25 protein-coding genes and 1 rRNA gene are annotated in these 23,466 nt (G+C 63.2%); 12 read left to right on the top strand and 14 right to left on the bottom strand.

Annotated features, from left to right (window positions below):
* A 16S ribosomal RNA gene (locus G3N59_RS28905) occupies positions 1–71 on the bottom strand; the annotation flags it as partial.
* Between the two features lie 620 nt (positions 72–691).
* Between G3N59_RS28905 and G3N59_RS28900 the strand changes: the two genes are divergently transcribed.
* From G3N59_RS28900 to G3N59_RS28885, 4 genes are all read left to right on the top strand, one after another.
* Complete coding sequence (locus tag G3N59_RS28900; RefSeq protein WP_205986240.1) at positions 692–1,906, top strand: DUF2863 family protein; 1,215 nt, start codon at positions 692–694, stop codon at positions 1,904–1,906.
* Between the two features lie 173 nt (positions 1,907–2,079).
* A complete protein-coding gene (locus G3N59_RS28895; protein ID WP_241024357.1) occupies positions 2,080–3,045 on the top strand; it encodes a response regulator transcription factor in 966 nt (321 codons plus the stop codon).
* A 10-nt stretch (positions 3,046–3,055) separates the two neighbouring features.
* Positions 3,056–3,730, top strand: coding sequence for an energy-coupling factor ABC transporter permease (locus G3N59_RS28890; protein ID WP_205986249.1), 675 nt, complete (start codon positions 3,056–3,058; stop codon positions 3,728–3,730).
* Positions 3,731–3,980: 250 nt separating this feature from the next.
* Positions 3,981–4,673: a hypothetical protein gene (locus tag G3N59_RS28885; protein ID WP_205986239.1), complete on the top strand. Its 693-nt coding sequence runs from the start codon at positions 3,981–3,983 to the stop codon at positions 4,671–4,673.
* A 142-nt stretch (positions 4,674–4,815) separates the two neighbouring features.
* Here the strand turns inward: G3N59_RS28885 and G3N59_RS28880 are convergent, their stop codons facing one another.
* Positions 4,816–5,979, bottom strand: a complete 1,164-nt coding sequence (locus G3N59_RS28880) for a M14-type cytosolic carboxypeptidase (protein ID WP_205986238.1) — start codon at positions 5,977–5,979, stop codon at positions 4,816–4,818.
* Between the two features lie 46 nt (positions 5,980–6,025).
* Entirely contained in the window at positions 6,026–6,808 is a 783-nt protein-coding gene (gene yaaA, locus G3N59_RS28875; protein ID WP_205986237.1) for a peroxide stress protein YaaA, read from the bottom strand.
* 134 nt (positions 6,809–6,942) lie between these two features.
* Here yaaA and G3N59_RS28870 point away from each other — a divergent pair, with 134 nt between their 5' ends.
* Together G3N59_RS28870 and G3N59_RS28865 are read left to right on the top strand one after the other, a co-directional pair.
* Complete coding sequence (locus G3N59_RS28870; RefSeq protein ID WP_241024372.1) at positions 6,943–7,380, top strand: putative toxin-antitoxin system toxin component, PIN family; 438 nt, start codon at positions 6,943–6,945, stop codon at positions 7,378–7,380.
* 87 nt (positions 7,381–7,467) lie between these two features.
* Entirely contained in the window at positions 7,468–8,670 is a 1,203-nt protein-coding gene (locus G3N59_RS28865; protein WP_205986235.1) for a pyridoxal phosphate-dependent aminotransferase, read from the top strand.
* A gap of 108 nt (positions 8,671–8,778) precedes the next feature.
* Here G3N59_RS28865 and G3N59_RS28860 read toward each other — a convergent pair whose 3' ends face one another.
* Positions 8,779–9,420, bottom strand: a complete 642-nt coding sequence (locus G3N59_RS28860; protein WP_205986234.1) for a glutathione S-transferase — start codon at positions 9,418–9,420, stop codon at positions 8,779–8,781.
* A gap of 135 nt (positions 9,421–9,555) precedes the next feature.
* Between G3N59_RS28860 and G3N59_RS28855 the strand changes: the two genes are divergently transcribed.
* The 5 genes from G3N59_RS28855 (at position 9,556) to G3N59_RS28835 (ending at position 13,737) form a co-directional block, all read left to right on the top strand.
* Positions 9,556–9,699 (top strand): hypothetical protein, encoded by a 144-nt coding sequence (locus tag G3N59_RS28855; protein WP_205986233.1) that lies wholly within the window; start codon positions 9,556–9,558, stop codon positions 9,697–9,699.
* Positions 9,696–10,487: an enoyl-CoA hydratase gene (locus tag G3N59_RS28850; RefSeq protein ID WP_205986232.1), complete on the top strand. Its 792-nt coding sequence runs from the start codon at positions 9,696–9,698 to the stop codon at positions 10,485–10,487. The genes G3N59_RS28855 and G3N59_RS28850 overlap by 4 nt, the downstream gene beginning before the upstream one ends.
* A 7-nt stretch (positions 10,488–10,494) precedes the next feature.
* Positions 10,495–11,214 (top strand): histidine phosphatase family protein, encoded by a 720-nt coding sequence (locus G3N59_RS28845; protein ID WP_205986231.1) that lies wholly within the window; start codon positions 10,495–10,497, stop codon positions 11,212–11,214.
* 33 nt (positions 11,215–11,247) lie between these two features.
* The gene (locus G3N59_RS28840) at positions 11,248–12,396 is read left to right on the top strand and encodes a phosphotransferase (RefSeq protein ID WP_205986230.1); all 1,149 of its coding nucleotides are present in this window, start codon (positions 11,248–11,250) and stop codon (positions 12,394–12,396) included.
* A gap of 81 nt (positions 12,397–12,477) precedes the next feature.
* Positions 12,478–13,737 (top strand): acyl-CoA dehydrogenase family protein, encoded by a 1,260-nt coding sequence (locus G3N59_RS28835; RefSeq protein ID WP_205986229.1) that lies wholly within the window; start codon positions 12,478–12,480, stop codon positions 13,735–13,737.
* Positions 13,738–13,743: 6 nt separating this feature from the next.
* Here the strand turns inward: G3N59_RS28835 and G3N59_RS28830 are convergent, their stop codons facing one another.
* Positions 13,744–14,325 carry a hypothetical protein gene (locus G3N59_RS28830; protein ID WP_205986248.1) on the bottom strand — a complete coding sequence of 194 codons (582 nt, stop codon included), beginning with the start codon at positions 14,323–14,325 and terminating at the stop codon, positions 13,744–13,746.
* Between the two features lie 201 nt (positions 14,326–14,526).
* On the opposite strand from G3N59_RS28830, the gene G3N59_RS28825 reads away from it, so the two are divergent.
* Complete coding sequence (locus G3N59_RS28825) at positions 14,527–15,243, top strand: glutathione binding-like protein (RefSeq protein WP_205986228.1); 717 nt, start codon at positions 14,527–14,529, stop codon at positions 15,241–15,243.
* 75 nt (positions 15,244–15,318) lie between these two features.
* Here the strand turns inward: G3N59_RS28825 and G3N59_RS28820 are convergent, their stop codons facing one another.
* The 9 genes from G3N59_RS28820 to G3N59_RS28780 all read right to left on the bottom strand — a co-directional run bounded on the left by G3N59_RS28820 (position 15,319) and on the right by G3N59_RS28780 (position 23,461).
* Positions 15,319–15,792: a MaoC family dehydratase gene (locus G3N59_RS28820; protein ID WP_205986227.1), complete on the bottom strand. Its 474-nt coding sequence runs from the start codon at positions 15,790–15,792 to the stop codon at positions 15,319–15,321.
* 31 nt (positions 15,793–15,823) lie between these two features.
* Complete coding sequence (locus tag G3N59_RS28815; protein WP_205986226.1) at positions 15,824–16,276, bottom strand: MaoC family dehydratase; 453 nt, start codon at positions 16,274–16,276, stop codon at positions 15,824–15,826.
* Between the two features lie 43 nt (positions 16,277–16,319).
* Positions 16,320–17,441 (bottom strand): acyl-CoA dehydrogenase, encoded by a 1,122-nt coding sequence (locus G3N59_RS28810; RefSeq protein ID WP_205986225.1) that lies wholly within the window; start codon positions 17,439–17,441, stop codon positions 16,320–16,322.
* 11 nt (positions 17,442–17,452) lie between these two features.
* Positions 17,453–18,649, bottom strand: coding sequence for an acyl-CoA dehydrogenase family protein (locus G3N59_RS28805; protein WP_205986224.1), 1,197 nt, complete (start codon positions 18,647–18,649; stop codon positions 17,453–17,455).
* A gap of 64 nt (positions 18,650–18,713) precedes the next feature.
* Positions 18,714–19,181, bottom strand: coding sequence for a DUF1178 family protein (locus G3N59_RS28800; protein WP_205986223.1), 468 nt, complete (start codon positions 19,179–19,181; stop codon positions 18,714–18,716).
* A gap of 276 nt (positions 19,182–19,457) precedes the next feature.
* Entirely contained in the window at positions 19,458–20,045 is a 588-nt protein-coding gene (locus tag G3N59_RS28795) for an NUDIX hydrolase (RefSeq protein WP_205986222.1), read from the bottom strand.
* Positions 20,046–20,157: 112 nt separating this feature from the next.
* Positions 20,158–20,460, bottom strand: a complete 303-nt coding sequence (locus G3N59_RS28790; protein ID WP_205986221.1) for a DUF2818 family protein — start codon at positions 20,458–20,460, stop codon at positions 20,158–20,160.
* 1 nt (position 20,461) lies between these two features.
* Positions 20,462–21,937: an NADH-quinone oxidoreductase subunit NuoN gene (gene nuoN, locus G3N59_RS28785; protein ID WP_241024356.1), complete on the bottom strand. Its 1,476-nt coding sequence runs from the start codon at positions 21,935–21,937 to the stop codon at positions 20,462–20,464.
* Between the two features lie 24 nt (positions 21,938–21,961).
* On the bottom strand, positions 21,962–23,461 hold the full coding sequence (locus G3N59_RS28780; RefSeq protein WP_205986220.1) for an NADH-quinone oxidoreductase subunit M: 1,500 nt from the start codon (positions 23,459–23,461) through the stop codon (positions 21,962–21,964).
* Positions 23,462–23,466: the final 5 nt, after the last annotated feature.

Raw genomic sequence — 23,466 nt, 5'->3', positions numbered from 1 at the left:
TGCCGTTCGACTTGCATGTGTAAGGCATGCCGCCAGCGTTCAATCTGAGCCAGGATCAAACTCTTCAGTTTAAACCTGTTACTGTTTTCGGTTCTCTCGAACCGGTCGCTCACTCAAAGCTGACAGGAATTTGAATTACTTCAAAAACCTGACTTACTTTTGTGTGAGACTCTTGATACTTTTGCCACTCCCGGTGAATTCCGAGGAACTCATCGGGCCGCATTATCATCAAGCGCCCACACTTATCGGCTGTAAATTTTTAAAGATCGATTCGCGAACACCAGCCAGACACAAAGCTTTCCGGCGGGTTCTGCGTCGCTGCGTCAGCAGCAGAGAAACGAGATTATGAAGGCTCTTCTTCGTTTCGTCAACATCTTTTTTTACGCTACTGCTTAAAAGACGCTGCCGGATCGAACCGCCGTGTTTCGTCGGCGGCTTCGCTACGGTACGGCGTGCAGCGAAGGAGCGGAATTCTAGTCACGCACGTGACACATTGCAAGGCTTTTTTTCGCGGCGCCCCACTCCCTTCGAACTGCGCCGTCGCACTGCGCCTTACCACCGCCACTATCTCAATAGCGCGACCCCGCGACGCAGCAATCTCCCCGCCCCCGGCCGGCCTGTAGGCCAAACCGATGTCCCGCGCGGAACAGACTAGAATATGGGGTTCTCCGCATCCCAACTTACAAGATTTATGCGCTCGCGAATCGCCAAACGCCTCCCTCCTGACGCCGACAAGCTTGTAGGCCTGTCGCTCGCCCTGTTTGCTTCGGGCAGCCGCACCGAAGACCGCTTCTGGGAGGCCAAGCTCGACACGCTGCTCGCGAAAGTCGTGCGCAACGGCAATCAGACTACGCTCGACGCCGCGCTCGATCATTTGCAGCAAAACCACCCAGATGCCTACGGTGCGCTCGCAGACATGGCCGAGACCCATAGCGAGTCGTTCGTCGTCGAGCACGAAGGCGTGCAATACGAGACGCTGCTGGTCGCCGCGCCCGTGCTCGCCTGGACGCGCTATGTGATTCCGTCGGGTCCGCTGAAGGCCGAATCGGCGGATGCGCTGCGCACGCATCTGCAGGCGCATGTGCTCGCGAGCGGCGCGCGCGTCGCGATGGCGCCCTATCTCTATAGCATCGATCAACTGCCGCGCCATCACGTCGAAACCTGGCGTCTCGCGCAACAGCTCACGCAAGCGGCACTCAACGGCACCGCCGCGAAGATCAGTGCGAGCGAGCTGCCCGAAACTTCGCCGATCCTCGCCGATCCGCGCTTCCTGCTGGCCGTGGTTGCCGCGCCGGTCGGCACCGCGCTGTTCCGCTGGCAGGAAGAAGAGAACGGCGCGCGTATCGAGCGCAGCCAGTGCCTCGAACAATGGGCGACGCAAGGCGGCGCGAATCTTGCCGTGGCGATGCCGGGCTGCGAATTCGAATGCCTGCTGCCGGATGCCTACTACTCGGCCTGTCGCGACGCCGACGAGCGCGTGCGCCCGCACACGATCCGCACTGCCGTGCGCTATCTACTCGACACAATCGGCGCTACTGCCCAGGACCTGCGCGCGGTTGTCGCGGGCTTCGGCGAGCGACGCATCGACGAGTACCGCGTCGGCTTCACGAAGCGCGGCAGCAACGACGTTCTTTACGGTGTCGTCTGGCCGCTTTATGGCCGCGAGAATGGCGACGCTGACATCGACGAAGAACCGGCCGAGGAAAATGTAGGAGGCGGCCCGCTCGAAGAGATCGTTGCGCTGCTGAAGGAATCCGGCATCAACGATATTCGCCGTCACGCCGGCCGCTTCGAGCCCGAGTACTGCGACGACTGCGGCGTGCCGCTCTATGCCGATCCCCTCGGTGAGATTGTTCACGCAGAGATGCCGGAAGATGCTGAGCCGGTTCAGCCACATTTCCACTAAGTATCACGACGTTTTCCTAGCTGGTCCCGCCTCTGTGCGGGACTTTTTTTTGCCCTACGTCCTACGCCATCTGGACAGGCCGTCGGAAGCCATTCTTTTTGTCATGATGATGCTGTTGCCCCGGTTTCAAAACGGGACACGCAACGCATCCAGCACCCGATATTTCGAGAGGCATGACCAGAGAGGAGGGCATCACCATGCGGTTTGCGGTATTCAATCCGGACGCCGAACGGCGCGAAGGACTCAAGGCGCTGTTGCGACAGATCGATCGACGCGCACGCTTTAACGATGCGCCCGACTGGCGCAGCGCCGAACGCGCGATGCAGCGCTTTACGCCTAACCTGCTGGTGATCGACTGGCACGAGGACATCCTTCCGGGCGAGTTGCGTCATTTCGCGAACCGGCATCGAAACCTGCCCATCGCCGTACTGGTCGATCGCACCGAACCGCCTCATAGCGTGCGCGCCGTGCTCCACGAGGGCGCGCGCGGCATCATCCGACGCACCACCGATTCGATCCTGATCGTCAAGCTGCTCGAACTGATCCTGCTAGGCGGCGACCACGTTCCGGCCGATATCTTCGGTCCTTCGTTCGGGCCGCCCACGCCCTGGCCCGCACCGCCGCGCCGTAACGTGCGAGGCAGCGCAACATTGCGCAAAGGCGCGCCCAGGATCGAACTCTCGCCACGCCAGGAGCAGATACTGCGTTGCGTGCACATGGGCAGCACTAACAAGATGATTGCCCGTGCGCTCGGCATCAGCGAGGGCACCGTCAAGGTTCATCTGGCGAGCATCTTCCAGCAACTCGGTGCACCTAATCGCGCCGCCGCCGTGGCGATCTACAACGGCCTGCTGGCCAGCCAGCTGCAGGTGTTGCGCACACGTCGCGAGAGCGCACAGAAACCCTCATACGGAGAACACGGCCAGAAACCATTGCGCAAGCGCAGCAAAACGCCGTTCCTCTATCCGTTGCGGACAGACGACACCCTCGAGGCGCTACCGCTCGCCGCCGAACACGGCACGCCCTACGTCGCCACCGCGCCGCAAGCGCTTGAGCCAGCCAGGGAATCTACTCAGGAGAGCATCGAAGAACAGGAGGCAGCGCCCGGATGCGCACACCTTTTGCCCTCCAACGAGTAATATGAAGCACATGGGATTCCTCTATACGCCGCTTCCGTTCTGGGTGATCGTCGTTGCATGGATTGCATCGGCGGGTTTGCTCGCGCTCGCGTTATGGAACAACCCATTCAAGCGTCTGCAGGATGCCACGCTCCAGCACGTCTGGCTCGCCATCATCGTGGCCATCGCCGTGCTGTGGGCGAGCAACGCCTGGCTCGAGGACGGCACCGTGCTGCATCTGCTCGGCGCCACCCTCGTAGTCACGCTGTTCGACTGGGGGCTGGCGCTCGTCGCCATGGCGGTCGTGGTTGCATTGGCCGCTTTGGTGTTCGATGCGCCCTGGGACGGCGTCGCCCTCACCTTCCTTGTGTTCGGCGCTTTCCCGGTTGGCGTGTCGACATTGCTGCAGCGCGCCTGTGTCGCCTGGTTGCCGCGCAACCTCTTCATGTTTATCGTCGGTCAGGGTTTCGTCTCGCCTGCCATTGCGGTTTCGGCAGCGGCCTATCTCGCGCTCGGTACCCATATCGCGCTCAATGACGGCTCCATGCTGACCCTGCCCGTGGGCTATGCGTTCAGCGTATTCCTGCTCGCGTCCGGCGAAGCGTGGTTCACCGGCATGGCTACGGCGCTGATTGCCGTCTATCGGCCTGCGTGGGTGACGACCTACGACGTGCGTCGTTATCGCCTCGGCGGCCCGCGCGCCTGAAACGGTGCGCCGCGTCTGCCTCTCTTCCTTCATCTCCAGCAGCTTTCTGCAGCGACCCACCGTAAGCGTGCGCTAGAATGACCCGGCGTTTAGATGCGCATAGCCATTCGGTGATGACTGTCCGCCAGCCGTGCGCAAAAATCGATCGCAAAAGCCGTTTGTACGATTTATTTGTTCCAGGCCTGGAACTCCTTCCAGCGCCGCGGCATCTTACGGTGCCTGACGTCCCACCCTCATCAAGAACAATCAGATGGACCGCAACAACGCATCCCGCCAGTTGCTGACCGTACTCGGCCGACTGGCCGCCTGCACCGCGAGCCTCGCGCTTCTCTGCTCGCTTCCTGCGCAGGCCGATCAGCTTGAACAGCAGAACGATCTCGTCAACACCTACGTCACGCAGATGCACGCCGATCCGCTCGTCGCGAGTTGTGCGGCGCACGGCAAATTCATCGCCAGCACGTCGAGTGTGCTCGACCACGTCGAGTTTCCCGCGACGTCCTTCGACAGCACGCATTCGAGCGTGACGCCGTGGAACGATTCGTTCGACGAAGGCAAGCAACGTGTGAAGGTCGACACGATCGTGACCGTCGACGGTGTCGGCATTCCCCAGGACAGCAGCCAGCAACCCTACGACCTCAAGTTCCGCTGCGGCTATGTCGGCCAGCAGATTCTTGCGTTCAGCTGGAACGATCCGGTACCGCCGTCGCGCGCGCATAGCGAAAGCAGCAGCGCAGGCGGCACGGCTTCGCATGTGAGCGGCAGGCATCACGGCAAGTCGACAAAGGCGACCGGCAAGGGCAAGAGTTCGAAGAAAGCCACGTCCAGCAAATCGAGCCACAAATCGTCGGCGACCACGAAGAGCAGCAGCAAATCCGCGAGCAAATCGTCGAAGTCCAGCACGGCGAAAAAGAGCTCGACGAAAAAGAAGTCGACCACGCACTGATCTCGCGCGCATCGATCCGATGCGCCTGGTGCTCAGCGTGGTGCTCAAATAGCGCTCGAAAATACGAAGGGGGAAGCGGCTCACACCGCTTCCCCCTTTTTTCATGCCCTGGCCGCGCTCAACACGCGGCGGCATCATTCGCTCAGGCGAACGTCTCGACGTGATGCAGGATCGCCTGCAGCATCGCGGCGCCGAGCGCCGCGCTACGCTCGCCGTTCCAGCCCACGCGTTCGTCCGGCAGATTCGCGTTGTCCTTGAACGGCATTTCCAGCGTCAGCGACAGGCAGCCGTACTTGTGGCCGATGTACTTCGACGCGAGCTTGAGCGCATCTTCGCGATAGCGGCTCGCTTCGTAGCCGTGCTTGTCCTGGAAGTCCGGGCTCGCGATCTTGAACGCTTCGATGAAAGCCGTCTGTTCCTTGCGTTGCTGATCGGTGAAGCCGGGCAGCATTTCCGAACCCGCCACGAACACATACGGCAGCGTTTCGTCGCCGTGAATGTCGAAGAAGAGATCGCAGCCGGTGTCCTCGATCGCCTCGCGCACCGCCAGCACTTCGGGGCTGCGCTGCGCATCCGGCTCCATCCATTCGCGGTTCAGGTTCGCGCCCGCCGCGTTGGTGCGCAGATTGCCGTGTCGGCTGCCGTCCGGGTTCATGTTCGGCACGATATGGAACACCGCATGGTCGAACACCTTGCGCGCGACCGGATCACCGGCCCAGTCGCCCATGCCCGCGAGACGCTTCACGAGACCTTCGACGAACCACTCGGCCATCGTCTCGCCCGGATGCTGGCGCGCGATGATCCACACGGTTTTCTTCGGCTTGCCCGCGGGCGTGTCGTCGCCGGGCGTGGCGAGTGTGAGCAGCGACATCGGCCGGCCTTCGACCGTCTGGCCGATTTCCGTGAGCATCGCATGCGGCAGCTGCTGCATCATGCCGAGGAATTCGGAATGGCGCTCTTCGCCGTAGGGCTCGAAATACGCGTAGTAGATGCTGTCGAAATCGGGCGTGTGGTCGATCGTCAGCATCTTGCCGTCGTACGAGGTCGGCACGCGGAACCAGTTCACGCGGTCGTAGCTCGCCACGGCTTCATAGTTGCGCCAGCCTTCCGGGAACGCGCACTGTGCGGCGTTCTCGAAGGTCATGACGCAGCGCTCGCCGCGCACGCCCGAGATGCGGAAGTAAAACCATTGTGCGAATTCCGATTGATTATCGGGGCGCACGCGCAGGCGGATTTTTTCCGCCTCTTCGCACGACAGCACTTCGATCGCACCCGCGTCGAACTGGCTAGTAATGGAAATCGTCATGACTTTTCCTTCGCTGGGTCAGCAATCCAATCGTTGAGTCAACCGCTTATTCGGCAATACGCCGGCGGAATACATAAGTGGCATCGTTCGATGCGTCAGCATCGAACGCGTAGCCTTCGGCATCGAAGGCCTTGAGCGCTTCGGGCTCGGCGATGCGGTTCTCGACCGCATAGCGCGCCATCAAGCCGCGCGCGCGCTTCGCATGGAAGCTGATGATCTTGTAACGGCCGCCCTTCCAGTCTTCGAAAACCGGCGTGACGATGGGCGCCGCGAGCTTCTTCGGCTTGACCGCCTTGAAGTACTCGGTGGACGCGCAGTTCACCAGCACGCGTGCGCCCTTGTTGTTGCTTTCGAGCTGCGCGTTGAGCGCGTGCGTGATGCGCTCGCCCCAGAACGCGTACAGATCCTTGCCGCGCGGGTTTTCGAAGCGCGTGCCCATTTCCAGACGATACGGCTGCAGCAGGTCGAGCGGACGCAGCACGCCGTACAGGCCCGAGAGCACGCGCACGTGGTTCTGCGCGTAGTCGAGGTCGGCGTGCGACAGCGAGCGGGCGTCGAAGCCTTCGTAGACGTCGCCGTTGAAGGCCAGCACGGCCTGCTTGGCGTTGTCGCGGCTGAACTTCGTCGACCAGTCGGCGTAACGCTGGAAATTCAGACGGGCGAGCGGGTCCGAGATGCTCATGAGTGTGCCGATCTGCTGCGGCGACAGGCGGCGCAGGCCGTCGATGAGCTCGGCCGCATCGTCGACGAAATCGGGGATCGTGTGGGTGTCGATGTGCGCCGGCGTGTCATAGTCGAGCGATTTGGCCGGCGACAGAACGATTATCATAGAGGCTTGCAGGCACACAGGTGCCGATGTTCAAAGGCGAAAGCCCGATTGTAGCGAATTCACGAATGACCGGTTTCACGCCTCCCGACCACGCCCCTATTCCGACCGCAGCCGATGCCGTCGATGCCGCCCCGCTGACCGTGGTGCTCGACTCCAATGTCTGGCTCGATATCCTGATCTTCGACGATCCGCACACGCGCGCGATTCGCACCGCGCTCGAGCGCGGGGCGCTGTGCGCGTTGATCGACGCGCGCTGTCAGGGCGAGCTGGCCCACGTGCTCGACTATCCGCAGTTTCAGGGGCGCGGCACCGACAAGGCCGGCGCGCTCGCCGTGCTGGCCACGCTGGTGCGCCAGATCGAGCCGCCCGAATTGCCCGCCGATGCCCGCCCGCTGCCGCAATGCCGCGACCGCGACGACCAGAAGTTTCTGGAACTGGCACGCGCGAGCGGCGCGGCGTGGCTGGTATCGAAGGATCGTGCCGTGCTGAAGATGGCGAAGCGCATCGCGCGCGACTTCGGCTTTCGCATCGGCACGCCGGATACCTTCCTGGCCGAATGCGGGCTGGGCTGAGCGGCGCACGCTCGGCGCCCCTCGCCTACAATCAGACTTTCGAGGCTTTCCCGGCCGTCCGTCCCACCGCCTTCTATCGTCCGCGCCATGAACGCACCGCATCCGTCACACGAATCGACGCACATTCCGCCGCAAAACCTGCTCACGCCCTCTTTTCCGTCGCGTCTGCCCAATGTCGGCACGACGATCTTCACGGTGATGAGCGCGCTCGCCGCCGAAAAAGGCGCGGTGAATCTGGGCCAGGGCTTCCCCGATTTCGGCTGCGACGAGCGTATCGTCGACGCGGTTGCGCAGGCCATGCGTGACGGCCACAACCAGTATCCGCCGATGGCCGGCGTGGCCGCGCTGCGCGAAGCGATCTCGGACAAGATCGCGAGCGTCTATGGCCGCCGCTACGACGCCGCCAGCGAGATCACGGTAACGGCGGGCGCGACGCAGGCGCTGCTCACCGCGATCCTCGCCACTGTCCATGCCGGCGACGAAGTGATCGTGGTCGAGCCGACTTACGACAGCTATCTGCCGTCGATCGAACTGGCGGGCGGCAAGCCCGTGTTCGTGACGCTCGAAGCGCCCGACTACGCGATTCCCTTCGACCGCCTCGCGGCCGCCATCACGCCGAAGACGCGCCTGATCCTCATCAACACGCCGCACAATCCGACCGGCACGGTCTGGCGCGCCGATGACATGCGCAAGCTCGAAGAGATCGTGCGCGGCACCAACGTGCTGATCCTCTCCGACGAAGTCTACGAGCACATGGTCTACGACGGCCAGCCGCACGAAAGCGTCGCGCGCTATCCGGAACTGGCGGCGCGCAGTTTCATCGTGTCGAGTTTCGGCAAGACCTATCACGTGACCGGCTGGAAAGTGGGCTATGTGGCCGCGCCGGCCGCGCTCACGGCGGAATTCCGCAAGGTGCATCAGTTCAACGTGTTCACGGTGAACACGCCGATGCAGGTCGGCCTCGCGCAATACATGCAGGACCCGAAGCCCTACCTCGAACTGGGCGCGTTCTATCAGAAGAAGCGCGACTTCTTCCGCGCCGGTCTCGCCAACTCGCGCTTCAAGCTGCTGCCCTGCGAAGGCACCTACTTTCAGTGCGTCGATTATTCGGCGATCAGCGATCTGCCCGAAGCCGAGTTTTCGAAGTGGCTCACCGCTGAAATTGGCGTAGCGGCGATTCCGGTTTCGGCCTTCTATCACGAGCCGCACGAATCGGGCGTCGTGCGCTTTTGCTTCGCCAAGCAGGAAAGCACGCTCGCGAGCGCACTCGAGCGCCTCGCGCGTCTCTGATCCCGGACGCAACGCGAGGCCCGCGCGATGCGTCCGCGAACGTCAACCCGTTCCGGTGCATCGCGCTCGGCTTCAATCAATCGCTCAGCAATTCGCTCACGACGTCGCTCAGGACGTCGCCTCGATATAGGCCTTGCGGTCCGCGCCTACGCGCTGTGCGGCAGGCCGCTCGCCCAGCAGCTTCAAATACGCCTTCCAGTCCACGCCGGCGTCCGCCAGCATGTCGCGGCCGTAGATCTTTTGCGTGGCCATGCCGATCAGCGGCAGATTCACGAACGCCGACATATCGACGATGCCGAACTGCTCGCCGCGCACATACGGCGCAAACGTGGCGAGACGCTTGAGGCTCGCGATATAGCGCGCCAGGCGCTTCTCCACGCTCTTCTTGACCTCGTCGCTGACCGTGCCGCCGAAGAACGCTTCGGCGTACAGCTCGCGCACGGCCAGTTCCAGATGCGTCTCGATCACGACGATCAGCTCGCGCTCCTTGGCCGCCTGCCAGGGATCGGCGGAAAAGATGCGCTTCTCTGGAAAGCGCGCCGCCAGATATTCGACGATCACTTCCGACTCGCACACGAAGCCGTTCTCAGTCTCGAGAAACGGCACCTTGCCGGTGGCCGACTGCGCGAGTTGCGCTTCGCCGAGCGGCAGCTTCGTCAACACTTCCTCGAACTCGATGCCGTGCTCGAGCAGCACGAATTTGACCTTGTTGTAGTAGTTCGAGAGAGCAAAACCATGCAGCTTCATCATCCTCGTTTCCTCCTGGGAGCGACGGTCTGCGTGACGGCCCGGGGTGAACCCTTAATACGGCCGGAAAGCGCAGAACCTTTTTCATAAAAATGTACGACCGTGCTATTCTAGGCCAATCATGGAGCCACGCTTCCAATGACGACACATCATTTCAACATTGAGACAAACGGCATCGCGCAGACGAGCTTCGCCGACACCTTCGCCAATCTCCCGGCAAAAGGCAAGCCCGGCCGCACCCGCAGCACTGTGCCCTATCTCTCGAACGAGGCATCGCAATGAGCGCCGAACTTCTCACCAGCCGCCCGCAGAATCACGAATCGACGCTCGTGCTGACGCTGTCGAATCCCGGCGCGCGCAACGCCCTGCACCCCGACATGTACGCCGCCGCGATCGAAGCCTTCGACGCGGCCGAGCGCGACGAATCGCTGCGCGCGATCGTGCTGACCGGCGCCGATAACTTCTTCTGCGCGGGCGGCAATCTGAACCGGCTGCTCGAAAACCGCGCGAAAGATCCGTCGGTGCAGGCTGCCAGCATCGACATGCTGTCGCATTGGGCGACGGCCATGCGGCAGTCGAGCAAGATCGTGATTGCGGCCGTCGAGGGCGCGGCAGCCGGCGCGGGTTTCTCGCTGGCGCTGGCCGCCGATCTGCTCGTGGCCGCCGAGGACGCCAAATTCGTGATGGCCTATTCGCGCGTGGGACTCACGCCCGACGGCGGCGGTTCGTGGTTTCTCTCGCACGCGCTGCCGCGCGCGCTGGCGTTCGAACTGATGGTCGAAGGCAAGCCGATCGGCGCGCCGCGTCTGGGCGATCTCGGCGTGGTGAATCGCGTGGTCAAGCCGCAGACGGCGCTCGATTCGGCGCTCGCGTGGGCCGACGATCTCGCGAAGATCTCGCCGAACTCCGCCGCGCGCATCAAGGCGCTGACGAACGCCGCGCCGCTGCAGTCGCTCGACGCGCAGCTCGTCGATGAACGCGAGAGCTTTGTCAGTTCGCTGCATCATCGCGACGGTCTCGAAGGGATCACCGCGTTCCTCGAAAAACGCGCGCCGGTTTACAAGCGATGAACACGCGATGAGCGAATTCCAGCTACCCCAGCGCCGCCGCATCTATCTGATGCGCCACGGCGACGTCACCTACTTCGACGATAGCGGCCGCGCGATCGATCCCGACACCGTGCCGCTCAACGAGAACGGCCGCCTGCAGGCCACCGCTGCGGGCGAGGCGTTCGCGCAGCAAGGCGTGCGCTTCGACCGCGTGATCGTGAGCGGTCTGCGCCGCACGGTCGAGACCGCGCAGCGCGTGCTCGCCGCCACCGGTCAGGCCATCGCGCTGGAAGAACAAGCCGCGTGGCAGGAGATTCGCGGCGGCCGTCTGGCCGATCTCCCGCCCGCCGATGTCGAGAACGCATTTCTGCGCGCCTTCGACGGCGTGGTGCCTGAAGACACGCGCTTTCTCGGCGGCGAGAGTATCGGCGAACTGCTCGACCGCGTGCTGCCAGCCATCACCACGCTGCGCGCCGATACTTCGTGGGACACGGCCCTGCTCGTGCTGCACGGCGGCGTGAACCGCGCGATCCTCTCGCACGCGATTACGGCGGGCGGGCGCCAATTCTTCGGCCATCTCGCGCAGACGACCGGCTGTATCAACGCGCTCGATGTCGGCAGCGCGCCGCAGGACTGGGTTGTGCGCACGCTCAACTACGCGCCGCCCACACCGCTGCATCGCGACACCCGCAACACGACGATGGAGATGCTGTACGCGCAATATCTGCGCTATCGCCCGCAGCGCTAGCACGGACCACCCATACTGGAGAGGGAGACAAAAATGGCGCAAGCCACCCCGGATGGAGACAAGCACGGCGAGAACAACGGCAATCAGCGCGACGCCGATCGATCGACGGATTTTTCCGCCTTCGAAGGCACGCGTCCGGTTGCCGAGCGTCAACGCTTCGACACCCAGGCGCTCGCAACGTGGCTTGCCGCGCAGGTTGCGGGATTCGAAGGCCCGCTCACGGTCGAGCAGTTCGCAGGCGGTCAGTCGAATCCCACCTTCAAGCTGGTCACGCCCACGCGCAGTTATGTGATGCGCGCCAAGCCCGGCCCGAAGGCGAAGCTGCTGCCCTCGGCGCACGCGATCGAGCGCGAATACCGCGTGATGGACGCGCTCGGCGCCACCGACGTGCCGGTCGCGAAGATGCTCGCGCTCTGCGAAGACGAAGCCGTGATCGGCCGCGCGTTCTACGTGATGGAGTTCGTCGAGGGCCGCGTGCTCTGGGATCAGTCGCTGCCGGGCATGACGCGCGAAGCGCGCGGCGCGATCTACGACGAAATGAACCGCGTGATTGCCGCGCTCCATAACGTCGATCCGAGCGCCATCGGCCTCGCCGATTACGGCAAGCCGGGCAATTACTTCGCACGCCAGATCGATCGCTGGAGCCGCCAGTATCAGGCATCGGAGACGGAATCGATCGAGGCGATGAACCGCCTGATCGAATGGCTGCCGCAGCATGTGCCGGACGAAAGCGGCGAAGGCAACGCACGCGTCTCGATCGTGCACGGCGACTTCCGTCTCGACAATCTGATCTTCCACCCCACCGAGCCGCGCGTGCTTGCCGTGCTCGACTGGGAACTGTCAACGCTCGGCAATCCGCTCGCGGATTTTTCGTATCACTGCATGGCGTGGCATGTGGAGCCGGGGCAGTTTCGCGGCATCGGCGGCCTGGACTGGGCGGCGCTCGGCATTCCCGGCGAGCAGGACTATGTGCGCCGCTATTGCGAACGCACGGGCCTGACGATACGCGGCGACTGGAACTTCTATCTCGCCTACAACATGTTCCGCATCGCGGCCATTCTGCAGGGAATCATGAAGCGCGTCGTCGATGGCACGGCCGCCAGCGCCCAGGCAGCCGACGCCGGCCGCCGCGCCAAACCGATGGCCGAACTCGCCTGGCAATACGCGCAGCGAGTCCGCTAAGCCTACGTCACCCGATACGTCTTCAATCCGCACTCGATAACGGCTCAGTGCTTTTTCAGTGCTCTATTTGCGAGGTCCTGGATGAATTTCGATTACACCCCGAAAGTGCAGGCGCTGCGCGAGAAGCTGCTCGCGTTCTTCGACGAACACATCTACCCGAACGAAGCCGTTTATCACGCGGAAATCGAACGCAATCGCGCCAACGGCAATCCTTGGGTGGCCACTGAAATCGTCGAGCAATTGAAGGTGAAGGCGCGCGAAGCGGGCTTGTGGAATCTGTTCCTGCCGGAATCACATCGCGGCGCGGGCCTCACCAATCTCGAATACGCGCCGCTGTGCGAAATCATGGGCCGCGTGATCTGGGCGCCGGAAGTGTTCAACTGCAGCGCGCCCGACACCGGCAACATGGAAACCATCGAGCGCTACGGCAACGAGGAACACAAGCGCCAGTGGCTCGAACCGCTGCTGCAAGGCCAGATCCGCTCCGCTTTCCTGATGACGGAACCGGAAGTGGCATCGTCGGATGCGACCAATATCCAGACGCGCATCGTGCGTGACGGCGACGATTACGTGATCAACGGCACGAAATGGTGGTCGTCGGGTGCGGGCGATCCGCGTTGTGCGATCTATATCGTGATGGGCAAGACCGACCCCGACGCGCCGCGCCACGCGCAACAGTCGATGATTCTCGTGCCCGCCGATGCCGCCGGCATCACGGTCAAGCGCCCGCTCACGGTGTTCGGCTACGACGACGCGCCGCACGGCCATATGGAGATCAAGCTCGAAAATGTGCGCGTGCCGGCGTCGAATATTCTGCTCGGCGAAGGGCGCGGCTTCGAAATCGCGCAAGGTCGTCTCGGGCCGGGCCGCATTCACCACTGCATGCGCCTGATCGGCCTGGCTGAGCGTGCGCTCGAATTCATGTCGAAGCGCGCCCTTTCGCGCGTCGCCTTCGGCAAGACGATTGCGCAGCAGACCGTCACGCAGGAGCGTATCGCCGAAGCGCGCTGCATGATCGAGCAGGCGCGCCTGCTCACGCTCAAGACCGCCTACATGATGGATACCGTCGGCAACAAGGGCGCGCGCGGCGAGATCGCCATGATCAAGGTGGTTGCACCGGGCATGGCCTGCCAGGTGCTGGACTGGGCGATCCAGGTCCACGGCGGCGGCGGCGTGAGCGGCGATTTCCCGCTCGCATACGCTTACGCGCAGGCGCGCACGCTGCGTTTCGCCGACGGCCCGGACGAAGTGCACCGCAACGCCATCGCCAAGCTCGAACTGTCGCGCTATATGGATGCCGGCGCCGCGTCGCGCGTGGAAATGCCGGTCACGCGCTCCTAAGCGTCATCATCGTTGCGCGGCCAGCGTGCGCGCGACGGCCGCGAGCGTGCGTCGGCGAATCCATCCGCTCGACGCACGAATGGCGAACCAGTACGGCGTCATCAGCGCGCGGGTGCCGAACGACGGGCAATCGACGAACGTTTCGGTGACGAGGCGCGCGTCTTCCTGCCCTTCGTCCGGCACGCGAAAGCGCAGCACCAGTTTCGCGATATCGGTGCGTGCCAGCGCGATGAAGGCAGCCGCATCGGCGACTTGCTCCAGCCCGAAATCGGGACGCCAGAACCGGCCCGCGAGTCCGAACGTCAGCTCGCGCTCGTCGCGATGCAAAGGCGTGAACGCCGACAAACCGAACGGCTCGCAGTGCTTGCCGCCCAGCCGCTGAACCAGTCGTTCCGGCCACTCGCGCACGCGCAGCAGCGCGTCGATCACGGGATCGTCGCGCATATCGAACGATGCGACCGCATCGATAATGCGCGGCGGCGGCGCGGCTCCCACCGCCGCTTCGTGGCGCTCGTAGAACGTATAAGCGGCAAGAAACGGTAACGGCGGCACGGGTGACGCGGTTGGATCGGACATCGCATCGGGCATCGCATCGGGCGGCGAAATCGCCTTTCGTGAATATTGCCCGACATGATGCCATCGCTCGCCGTGCAGCGATTTCCACGCTGGCATTGAGGTCACTCGCGCGGCTTCGGCGGTCCGCATCGAACTATGCTAACGTCCGCGAGATCCGGCGCGCGGCAACGAAGCGCCTCCCTGGTGCTGAGCAAAACACGATGAGGAGTCACGATGATCGACGTCTATAGCTGGGCCACGCCCAACGGCCACAAAGTCCACATCATGCTGGAAGAAACCGGTCTCGAGTACCGCGTGCATCCGGTCGATATCGGTGCGGGCGATCAGTTCACGCCCGAATTTCTCGCCATCAGCCCGAACAACAAGATCCCGGCGATCACCGATTCCGAAGGTCCGGTGCGCGCCGACGGCCAGCCTTTCTCGCTGTTCGAGTCGGGTGCGATCCTGATTTATCTGGCGGCGAAAACCGGCAAGTTCATGCCCGACGATCTGGCCGCGCGCTACGACGTGCTGCAATGGGTGATGTTCCAGATGGGCGGTCTGGGCCCGATGCTCGGTCAGGCACACCACTTCCGCATCTACGCGCCGGAGAAGATCGAATACGCGGTGAACCGCTACACGAACGAAGCGAAGCGCCTCTACAACGTGATGGAAACGCAGCTCGGCAAGACCGAATATCTGGCGGGCAACGAGTACACCATCGCCGATATCGCTGCGTTTCCGTGGACCCGTTCGTGGCAGAACCAGGGTATCGATCTCGACTCGCTGCCCAACGTGAAGCGCTGGCACGAAACGATCGCGGCGCGTCCGGCTGTGAAACGCGGCGTCGAAGTGCTCGCCGATGCCCGCAAGCCGCTGATGGACGACAAGGCCAAGGAAATGCTGTTCGGCGCGACGCAATACGCGAAGCACGCTTCGAAAGCGGCGTAAGTTTTTAGCATCGATAAGAAAAGGGCGTCGGGTGAAAAACCCGACGCCCTTTTTGCTTTCAGCGCGTGTGCTCGATCAGAAGTAATGCCGCGAAATGAACTCGGCGATACACGCGGGCCGCTCGCTGCCCTCGCATTCGAGGCTCACGTTCCAGACCACCTGGGCGCCGCCGCCTTCGACATCGCTCACTTCCTTCACGCCAAAACGCCCGCGCAGCTTCGCGCCCACCGGCACCGGCGACGTGAAACGCACGCGATTGAGCCCGTAGTTCACGCCCATGCGCTGACGGATCGTGACGGTCGACGCCAGCAACACCGGCACGAGCGCAAGCGTGAGAAAGCCGTGCGCGATCGGCCCGCCGAACGGCGACTCGCGGCGCGCACGTTCCGCGTCGAGATGAATCCACTGATGATCGCCGGTGGCGTCGGCGAAACCTTGCACGGCCGGCTCGCTGACTTCGCGCCACGGACTCACGAACGACTCGCCGCCAGCCAGCGCACGCAGCGCGGCCAGATCGGCGATTTCCACAGTTGCAGCGACTGCGCTCATGCAGTGTCTCCCGTTATGTAGACGCCCGGATTCAGGCAGCCGGATGGCGCAGCCCGAACAGCCCCTTCGAGCTGACCGTCACGACCAGTTCGCCGTGCTGGTTGCGCCCTTCCCAGCGCGTTTCGACGATGCCGCGATCGGGCTTGCTCTGCGACACGCGCTTGCTGACCACGATGTTGGTCATCGACAGCGTGTCGCCCACGCGCACCGGCTTGATCCAGCGAATCTCGTCGATACCCGGCGAGCCCATCGAGGTCGAGTCCTTGAAGAAGTTGCGCACCAGCATGCCCATCATCGTCGAGCAGGTATGCCAGCCGCTCGCCACGAGCGCGCCGAACATCGACGCCTCGCCGCCCGCCTCGCTCAGGTGGAACGGCTGCGGATCGTACTTCTGCGCGAACTCCACGATCTCCTCGCGCTCGAACGTGTGCGAGCCGACTTCATAGGCCCTGCCCACTTCGAGATCTTCGTAACTCAAACCCATCGATGGTTCTCCGAATCGACCCGAATCAACTAGGACGCCGCGCTTACGCCGCGGCCTGCGCGAAACCCGGCAGCGAGGCGAAACGTTCGAGGTGGTGATCGACGTCGCCCAGCGTGGTTTCGATGATCGCGAGGCGCTTGAACAGATGCGCCGCCGCGACTTCGTCGGTCACGCCCATGCCGCCGTGCAGTTGCACCGCCTGCTGGCCGACATAGCGCGCCGCCTGCCCCACGCGCACCTTCGCCGCCGAAATGGCGCGGCGACGCTCGTCGGGCGATGCGCTACTGTAGCGCGCCGCCGCGAGATACGTGAGCGAGCGGGCCTGTTCGCCGTGAATCAGCATTTCGGCCATGCGGTGCTGCAGCGCCTGGAAACGCGCGATCGGCACGCCGAACTGCTGGCGCGTTTTGGTGTATTCGACGGTCGCGTGATTGAGCGCATCGATTGCGCCGACGGCTTCCGCGCACAGGAGGAAGGTGGCGTAGTCGGCGATCTGTTCCCACGTCTGCGCGCCCGCTTTGGCAAGACGGCGAGCCTGCGCGCCGTCGAACGTGATCGTGGCAGCGCGCTGGCCGTCGATGGTGCGATAGTCGCTGAGCGTCGCGCCCTTTGCATCGCGCGCGACGACGAACAGCGCGACTTCGCCCGCGAGACGCGCCGGCACGATCCAGTAATCGGCCTGAGCACCGTGCTGAACCACCGATTTCGCGCCGCTGAGCGCGAAGCCATCGCCGGTTTCCTTCGCGGTCGTTTCGAGCGAGAACAGGTCGTAGCGCGCACCGGCTTCGTGGAAGGCGGGCGCGAGCTTGATTTCGCCGCTAGCGACGCGTTCGAGCAGCGCGGCGTTTTCCGCGTTATCGGCGCCGGCAAGCTTGAGCGCTTCCACGCCCACGGCGCTCGCCCAGTACGGCTCGACCACCAGTGCGCGGCCCAGTTCCTGCATGACCACCAGCATGTCGAAGGTCGAACCGTCGAAACCGCCCTGCTCCGCCGGCACCGGCAGCGCCGTCAGGCCCAGTTCGACGAACGCGTTCCAGTGCGCCGCCGACACGCCCTCGGGCGTCTTGACGATCGCCCGGCGCGCTTCGAAGCCGTAGTTCTTGTCGAGATAGCGACGCAGCGCGTCGGCGAGTTGTTGCTGCTCTTCGGTGAAATTGAAGTCCATTGCGCCGCTCCTCAAATCCCCAGAATCATCTGCGCGATGATGTTCTTCTGGATTTCGTTCGATCCGCCGTAAATCGACGTCTTGCGGTAGTTGAAGTAGTAGGCCGCGAGCGGGGCCGCGTCGTCGTCGCCGGCCGCAGAATGCGCGTGCTCGCCTTCGAGGAACTCAGGATCGAACGGCGCGGCAAGCGGGCCGACCGCATCGACCATCAGTTCGGTCAGCGCCTGCTGGATCTCGGTGCCCTTGATCTTGAGCATCGACGCTTCAGGACCGGGGCCGCGACCGTTGCTGCTGCTCGCGATCACACGCTCGGCGGTCACTTCGAGCGCCATCAGTTCGATTTCGACGGCAGCCACGCGCGACGCGAATACCGGGTCGTGCAGCAGCGGCTTGCCGTTCTTCTTCTGGTTGAGCGCGACGTGCTTGAGAAAGGCCAGTTCGCGATTCGATGCGCCCACGCGCGCGATGCCAGTACGCTCGTGGCCGAGCAGATACTTCGCGTAAGTCCAGCCGCGATTCTCTTCGCCGACGAGATTCTCGAGCGGCACCTTCACGTCCTCGAAGAACACTTCGTTGACCTCATGGTCTTCGTCGAGCGTGATGATCGGGCGCACGGTGATACCCGGCGTCTTCATGTCGATCAGCAGGAAGGAGATGCCCTCCTGCTTCTTCGCAGCGGGGTCGGTACGCACGAGGCAGAACATCATGTCGGCGTGCTGGCCGAGCGTGGTCCAGGTTTTCTGGCCGTTGACGACGTAGTGGTCACCTTCGCGAACCGCCTTCGTGCGCAGCGAAGCGAGATCGGAGCCCGAACCCGGCTCCGAATACCCCTGGCACCACCAGTCTTCGCCCGAGAGAATACGCGGCAGATATTGGCGCTTTTGCGCCTCGTTACCGTATTTCATGATCACGGGCGCGACCATCGACACGCCGAACGGCAGGACCGGCGGCGCGCCGATGCGGCCGCACTCGGCGTCCCAGATGTGGCGCTGGGCTTCGGTCCAGCCCGGGCCGCCCCATTCGGCAGGCCATGCGGGCGCCGACCAGCCTTTGGTGCCGAGCAGCTTGTGCCAGTTCGCGATGTCTTCGCGGCTCAGGCGTTGGTGATTGAGAACTTTGGCGCGCGCGTCCTGGGGCACATTGGCTTCGAGCCAGCTGCGGACTTCGGCGCGGAACGCGTCGTCGGTAGGGGTGTAGTCGAGATCCATGCGGTTTGTCTCCTGGCCGCGGCTGGTTGGGAGCGAACCCGAACCGCGGCGAAGACCCGCATGGCTATTGCAGCGGACCCTTCAGCGCGGCCGGCACCGGCAGCGGCATCACATCGATGCCTTCTTCGACGAGCGCTCGCGCATCCTCCGCGGAAGCGACGCCGCGTATATTGCGCGCGGGCGCTTCGTTGTAGTGCATGCGCCGGGCTTCCTCGGCGAAGCGGTCACCTACGTTCTCCGTTTTCTCCAGCACCTCGCGAATCGCGCGCAGCGCCTGAGCCTGCCACTGCGCAGCCTGCCCGGCATTACCAGGCTGACCCGCCGCAGCGGAAGGCGCGGGCGCGGCGGAACGATCCGCGCTCGCACCCGACAGATTCAGCCGGGGCGCGGACGGCACGCGGGCCACGTTGGTGGCGCCGCACATCGGGCATCCGACCAGCTTGCGCGAAAGCTGCGATTCGAAATCGTCAGCGGAAGCGAACCAGCCTTCAAACCGATGGCCTTCAGGGCACTGTAAATCGAGGACCTTCATGGGGAATCGAGGCTTGCGTTGGAGTGTATCGCAAAATGAAAATTTGTGAACGATCGTTCGTAAAATTTCCGGGCGGGGAAAACACCGATGCCGTGCGGCGTTCAGGTCGGGCTCAGAAGCGGCTCGTCGATCGGTGGTCGATTGTAGCGCCGCGCGGAACGCCCCGCTTGGCCTTTGCTTAACGCCGATTTATGACGCTCATGTGAAGACGGCGGCCTTGCGGGCCGCCGTCTGTAAAACATTTGCACCGCTTCGAACGGCGCCTGCTGACGCAGCTTAAGCAGGCTGCCCGAGCGGCCAGCTACCCGAGAGCGCCTTTTCAAGCCAGAACGTGCCGATAATGGTTTTCACGTCCGTGATCTTGCCTTCGCGCACCCATTCGAGCAGTTCCGGCAGCGTCGCCGTAAAGGTCTCCAGGAATTCGCCTTCATCGAGCTTCGATTCGCCCGACGTGAGACCGCGCGCGAGATAGATATCGATGAACTCGGTCGAGTACGAAATCACCGGATGGATCTTGGTGAGATAGATGTACTCGCGCGCCGTATAGCCGGTCTCTTCCTTGAGTTCGCGCTTCGCGCAGGCGAGCGCGCCTTCCTGCGGATCGAGCTTGCCCGCCGGGAATTCGGTCATCACGCGCGCGAGCGGGTAACGGTACTGACGCTCCATCAGCACGCGGCCGTCGTCGAACAGCGGGATCACCATCACCGCGCCCGGATGCTGGACGTATTCGCGCGTGGCGTGCTTGCCGTCGGGCAAGGCCACGGTGTCGCACTTGAGCGTCAGGAATTTGCCCGCGTGGAGCGTCGTGCTTTCCACACACGTCTCGGCGAGCGCCGGGTCGTGTTTCTGATCTTCAGCAGCCATGGTTCAACCTCGGGAGGATCGGAAATAGGAACAGGTATCGAACGGCAAGGCGCGGAAAACCGCGCTGCAATCGACAATGCGCGCGCCCCGCTCGTCGAGCGAGGCGCCTGCATCACGCCGGACGGCGTTTGACGAGATATTGCCAGGCGAAGCCGGGGAACGCGAACACGACAAAAAGACTGAACGTGATGGCGTAGAACTGCCAGCCCTGGTCGAAGCGGTTACCGGCGCGCGCTTCCAGCAGGAAGCCGAACGCACCGACCACGAAATACAGCACGATCAGCTCGGCGATGCGGACCCATGCGCTCTTCCTGGGCGCGCGCATCGGCACAAGGCCGAACAGACGCTGATTGAGAAACGGCAGGTTGGCGCCCGCGAGCGCCAACAATACGATAAACCACCCTGCTGCCGACATATTACAGAGGCAACGAGTGCGTAACGGCTTGCAGGCACAGCGACATCAGCGGGCCCGGAATGATGCCGAGCACGAGCACGGCGACGCCGTTGATCGTGAGCATGGCGCGGTTGCTGGCATGGCTCTGGATCGGCGAGCTGTCCTGCGGTGCATCGAAGTACATCAGCTTGACGATACGCAGGTAGTAGAACGCGCCGAACAGCGACGTCACCACGGCCAGGATCGCGAGCCACGTGAGGCCGGCGTTCATCGTCGCTTCGAGCACGGCGAGCTTCGCGTAGAAGCCGACCGTCGGCGGAATGCCGGCGAGCGAGAACATCACGAGCATCATGACGAAGGCGAGCATCGGGCTGCGATGGTTCAGGCCCTTGAAGTCGTCGAGCGTTTCTGCTTCGAAGTCGCGGCGCGCGAGCATCATCACCACACCGAATGCGCCGAGCGTCGTGATCAGGTAGACGATGCTGTAGAACATCGCCGAGCTGTACGCGCTGGCTGCGCCCGTCGCCTTGTTGTCGACGATGCCGGCGAGCAGACCGAGCAGCACGAAGCCCATGTTCGAGATCGCCGAGTACGCCAGCATGCGCTTGACGTTACGCTGGACGATACCCGTGATGTTGCCGACGATCATCGACAGCGCCGCGAGAATGATCAGCATTTCCTGCCAGTCCACCGCCAGCGGCAGCAGACCCATGACGAGGAAGCGCACGGCCCACGCGAACGCGGCCACCTTCGGGCCACCGCCCGTGAGCAGCGTCATGGCCGTGGGAGCGCCTTGATAGACGTCCGGCACCCACATGTGGAACGGCACCGCGCCCATCTTGAAGGCCACGCCGGCAACCACGAAGACCACGCCGAACAGCAGCACGATGTCGTTGATATGGCCCGAGGCGACCGCCTTGAACACGTCGCCCAGATCGAGCGAGCCGGTCGCGCCGTACAGCATCGAAATACCGTAGAGCAGGAAGCCCGATGCGAGCGCGCCCAGCACGTAGTACTTCATGGCCGCTTCGTTCGACTGCGAGGCGTCGCGGCGCAGCGCGATCAGCGCGTACAGCGACAGCGACATCAGTTCGAGACCGAGGTACAGCGTGAGGAAGTTGTTGCCCGAGATCATGACGATCTGGCCGAGCAGCGAGAACATGCCAAGCAGGAAGAACTCGCCCCGGAACAGGTCACGGTCTTCGAGATATTTGCGCGAGTACACGATCGACACGGCGTAGCCGAGCGTCACGACGGCCTTCATCGCACTGGCGAACGCATCCACCACGTACATGCGCGAGAAGAAATAGCTCGGCTGTTGCGTGTCGAGGGCGTTCACCGCGAACCAGGCACCGGCGACGATCGTCGTCAGCAAGGCGATGAGATAAGTCGTGCGCCGGCCCGAAGGACCGGAGAACGTGTCGTTGAGCCACGCGACGATGATGCCGGCGAGTACCAGCGCATCGGGTAGCAGAGCGTACATAGGGGCGTTTGGCATGATCTTTTGTTCCTCCGCTCGGTATTACTGTGACAGCGGCAGTTTCGACACTGCGACGTGGGAGAGGAGGTTTTCCACGGAAACGTGCATCACATCGGTAAAGGGCTTCGGGTAGATGCCCATGAAAAGCGTGAACAGCGCGAGCACGACAAGAATCCCGTATTCGCGGCAGTTGATGTCCTTCAGCTCGCGAACATGGTCGTTCGAGATGGCGCCGAAGTACACCCGCTTGTACATCCACAACGTGTAGGCCGCGCCCAGGATCAGCGTGAACGCCGCCCCGAATGCGATCCAGAAGTTGAACTTCACTGCGGCCAGAATCACCATGAATTCGCCGACGAATCCCGAGGTGCCCGGCAGGCCGCAGTTAGCCATTGCAAACAGCATGGCCAGCGCCGCGAACTTCGGCATCGTGTTGACGACGCCGCCGTAATCGGCGATCTGGCGCGTATGCATGCGGTCGTACAGCACCCCGATGCACAGGAACATGGCGCCCGAGACGAAACCGTGCGAGATCATCTGGATGATCCCGCCTTCGACAGCGAGCTGGCTCGACGGGCCGAACATAAAGAAGCCGAGCGTGACGAAGCCCATGTGGGCGATCGACGAATACGCGACCAGCTTCTTCATGTCCGCCTGCACCATCGCCACGAGGCCGATATAGATCACAGCGATCAGCGACAACGTGATGATGACCGGCGCCAGGTAATGACTCGCGTCCGGGGTCACCGGCAGCGAGAAACGCAGGAAACCGTACGCACCGAGCTTCAGCATGATGGCGGCCAGCACGACCGAACCGCCCGTAGGCGCTTCGACGTGTGCGTCCGGCAACCACGTATGAACCGGGAACATCGGCACCTTGACGGCGAACGCGAAGAAGAACGCGACGAACAGCAGGATCTGCGGTGTCATCGCCAGCTTTGCGTCTTGCCAGGCGGCCAGTTCGAACGTGTGCGTCACACGGTACAGATACAGCAACGCGACCAGCATCAGCAACGAACCGGCCAGCGTGTACAGAAAAAACTTGAAGGCTGCGTACACGCGATTCGGGCCGCCCCAGACACCGATGATGATGTACATCGGGATCAGCGTGGCTTCGAAGAACACGTAGAACAGCAGACCGTCAGCGGCGCAAAACACGCCGATCATGAGACCCGACAGCACCAGGAAGGCCGCGAAATACTGCGCGACATCTTCCTTGATGACCTGCCAGCCCGCGATCACCACGATCACCGTAATGAGCGCCGTGAGCACCACGAACCACATGGCGATGCCGTCGACGCCCAGGTGATAGGCAATATTGAACCGGTCGATCCAGACCGACTTTTCCTCGAACTGCAGCGCAGCCGTGGTGGTGTCGAAGCCCGAAACGAGCGGAAGCGTAACGAGGAAACTAAGCACTGAACCGATGAGCGCGAGCCAGCGGGCTCGGCCCGGGTTCCGGTCGGAACCCACTACTAAAACGATGACGCCGAAAATGATCGGCATCCAGATCGCAATACTCAGAATCGGGGTTGCGTGCATGCGTT

The sequence above is a fragment of the Paraburkholderia sp. Ac-20340 genome, from assembly GCF_017104965.1.
Taxonomy (GTDB): Bacteria; Pseudomonadota; Gammaproteobacteria; order Burkholderiales; family Burkholderiaceae; genus Paraburkholderia.
The sequence above is the reverse complement of the archived record's forward strand: the minus strand, read 5'-3'. Positions and strand labels throughout refer to the sequence as shown.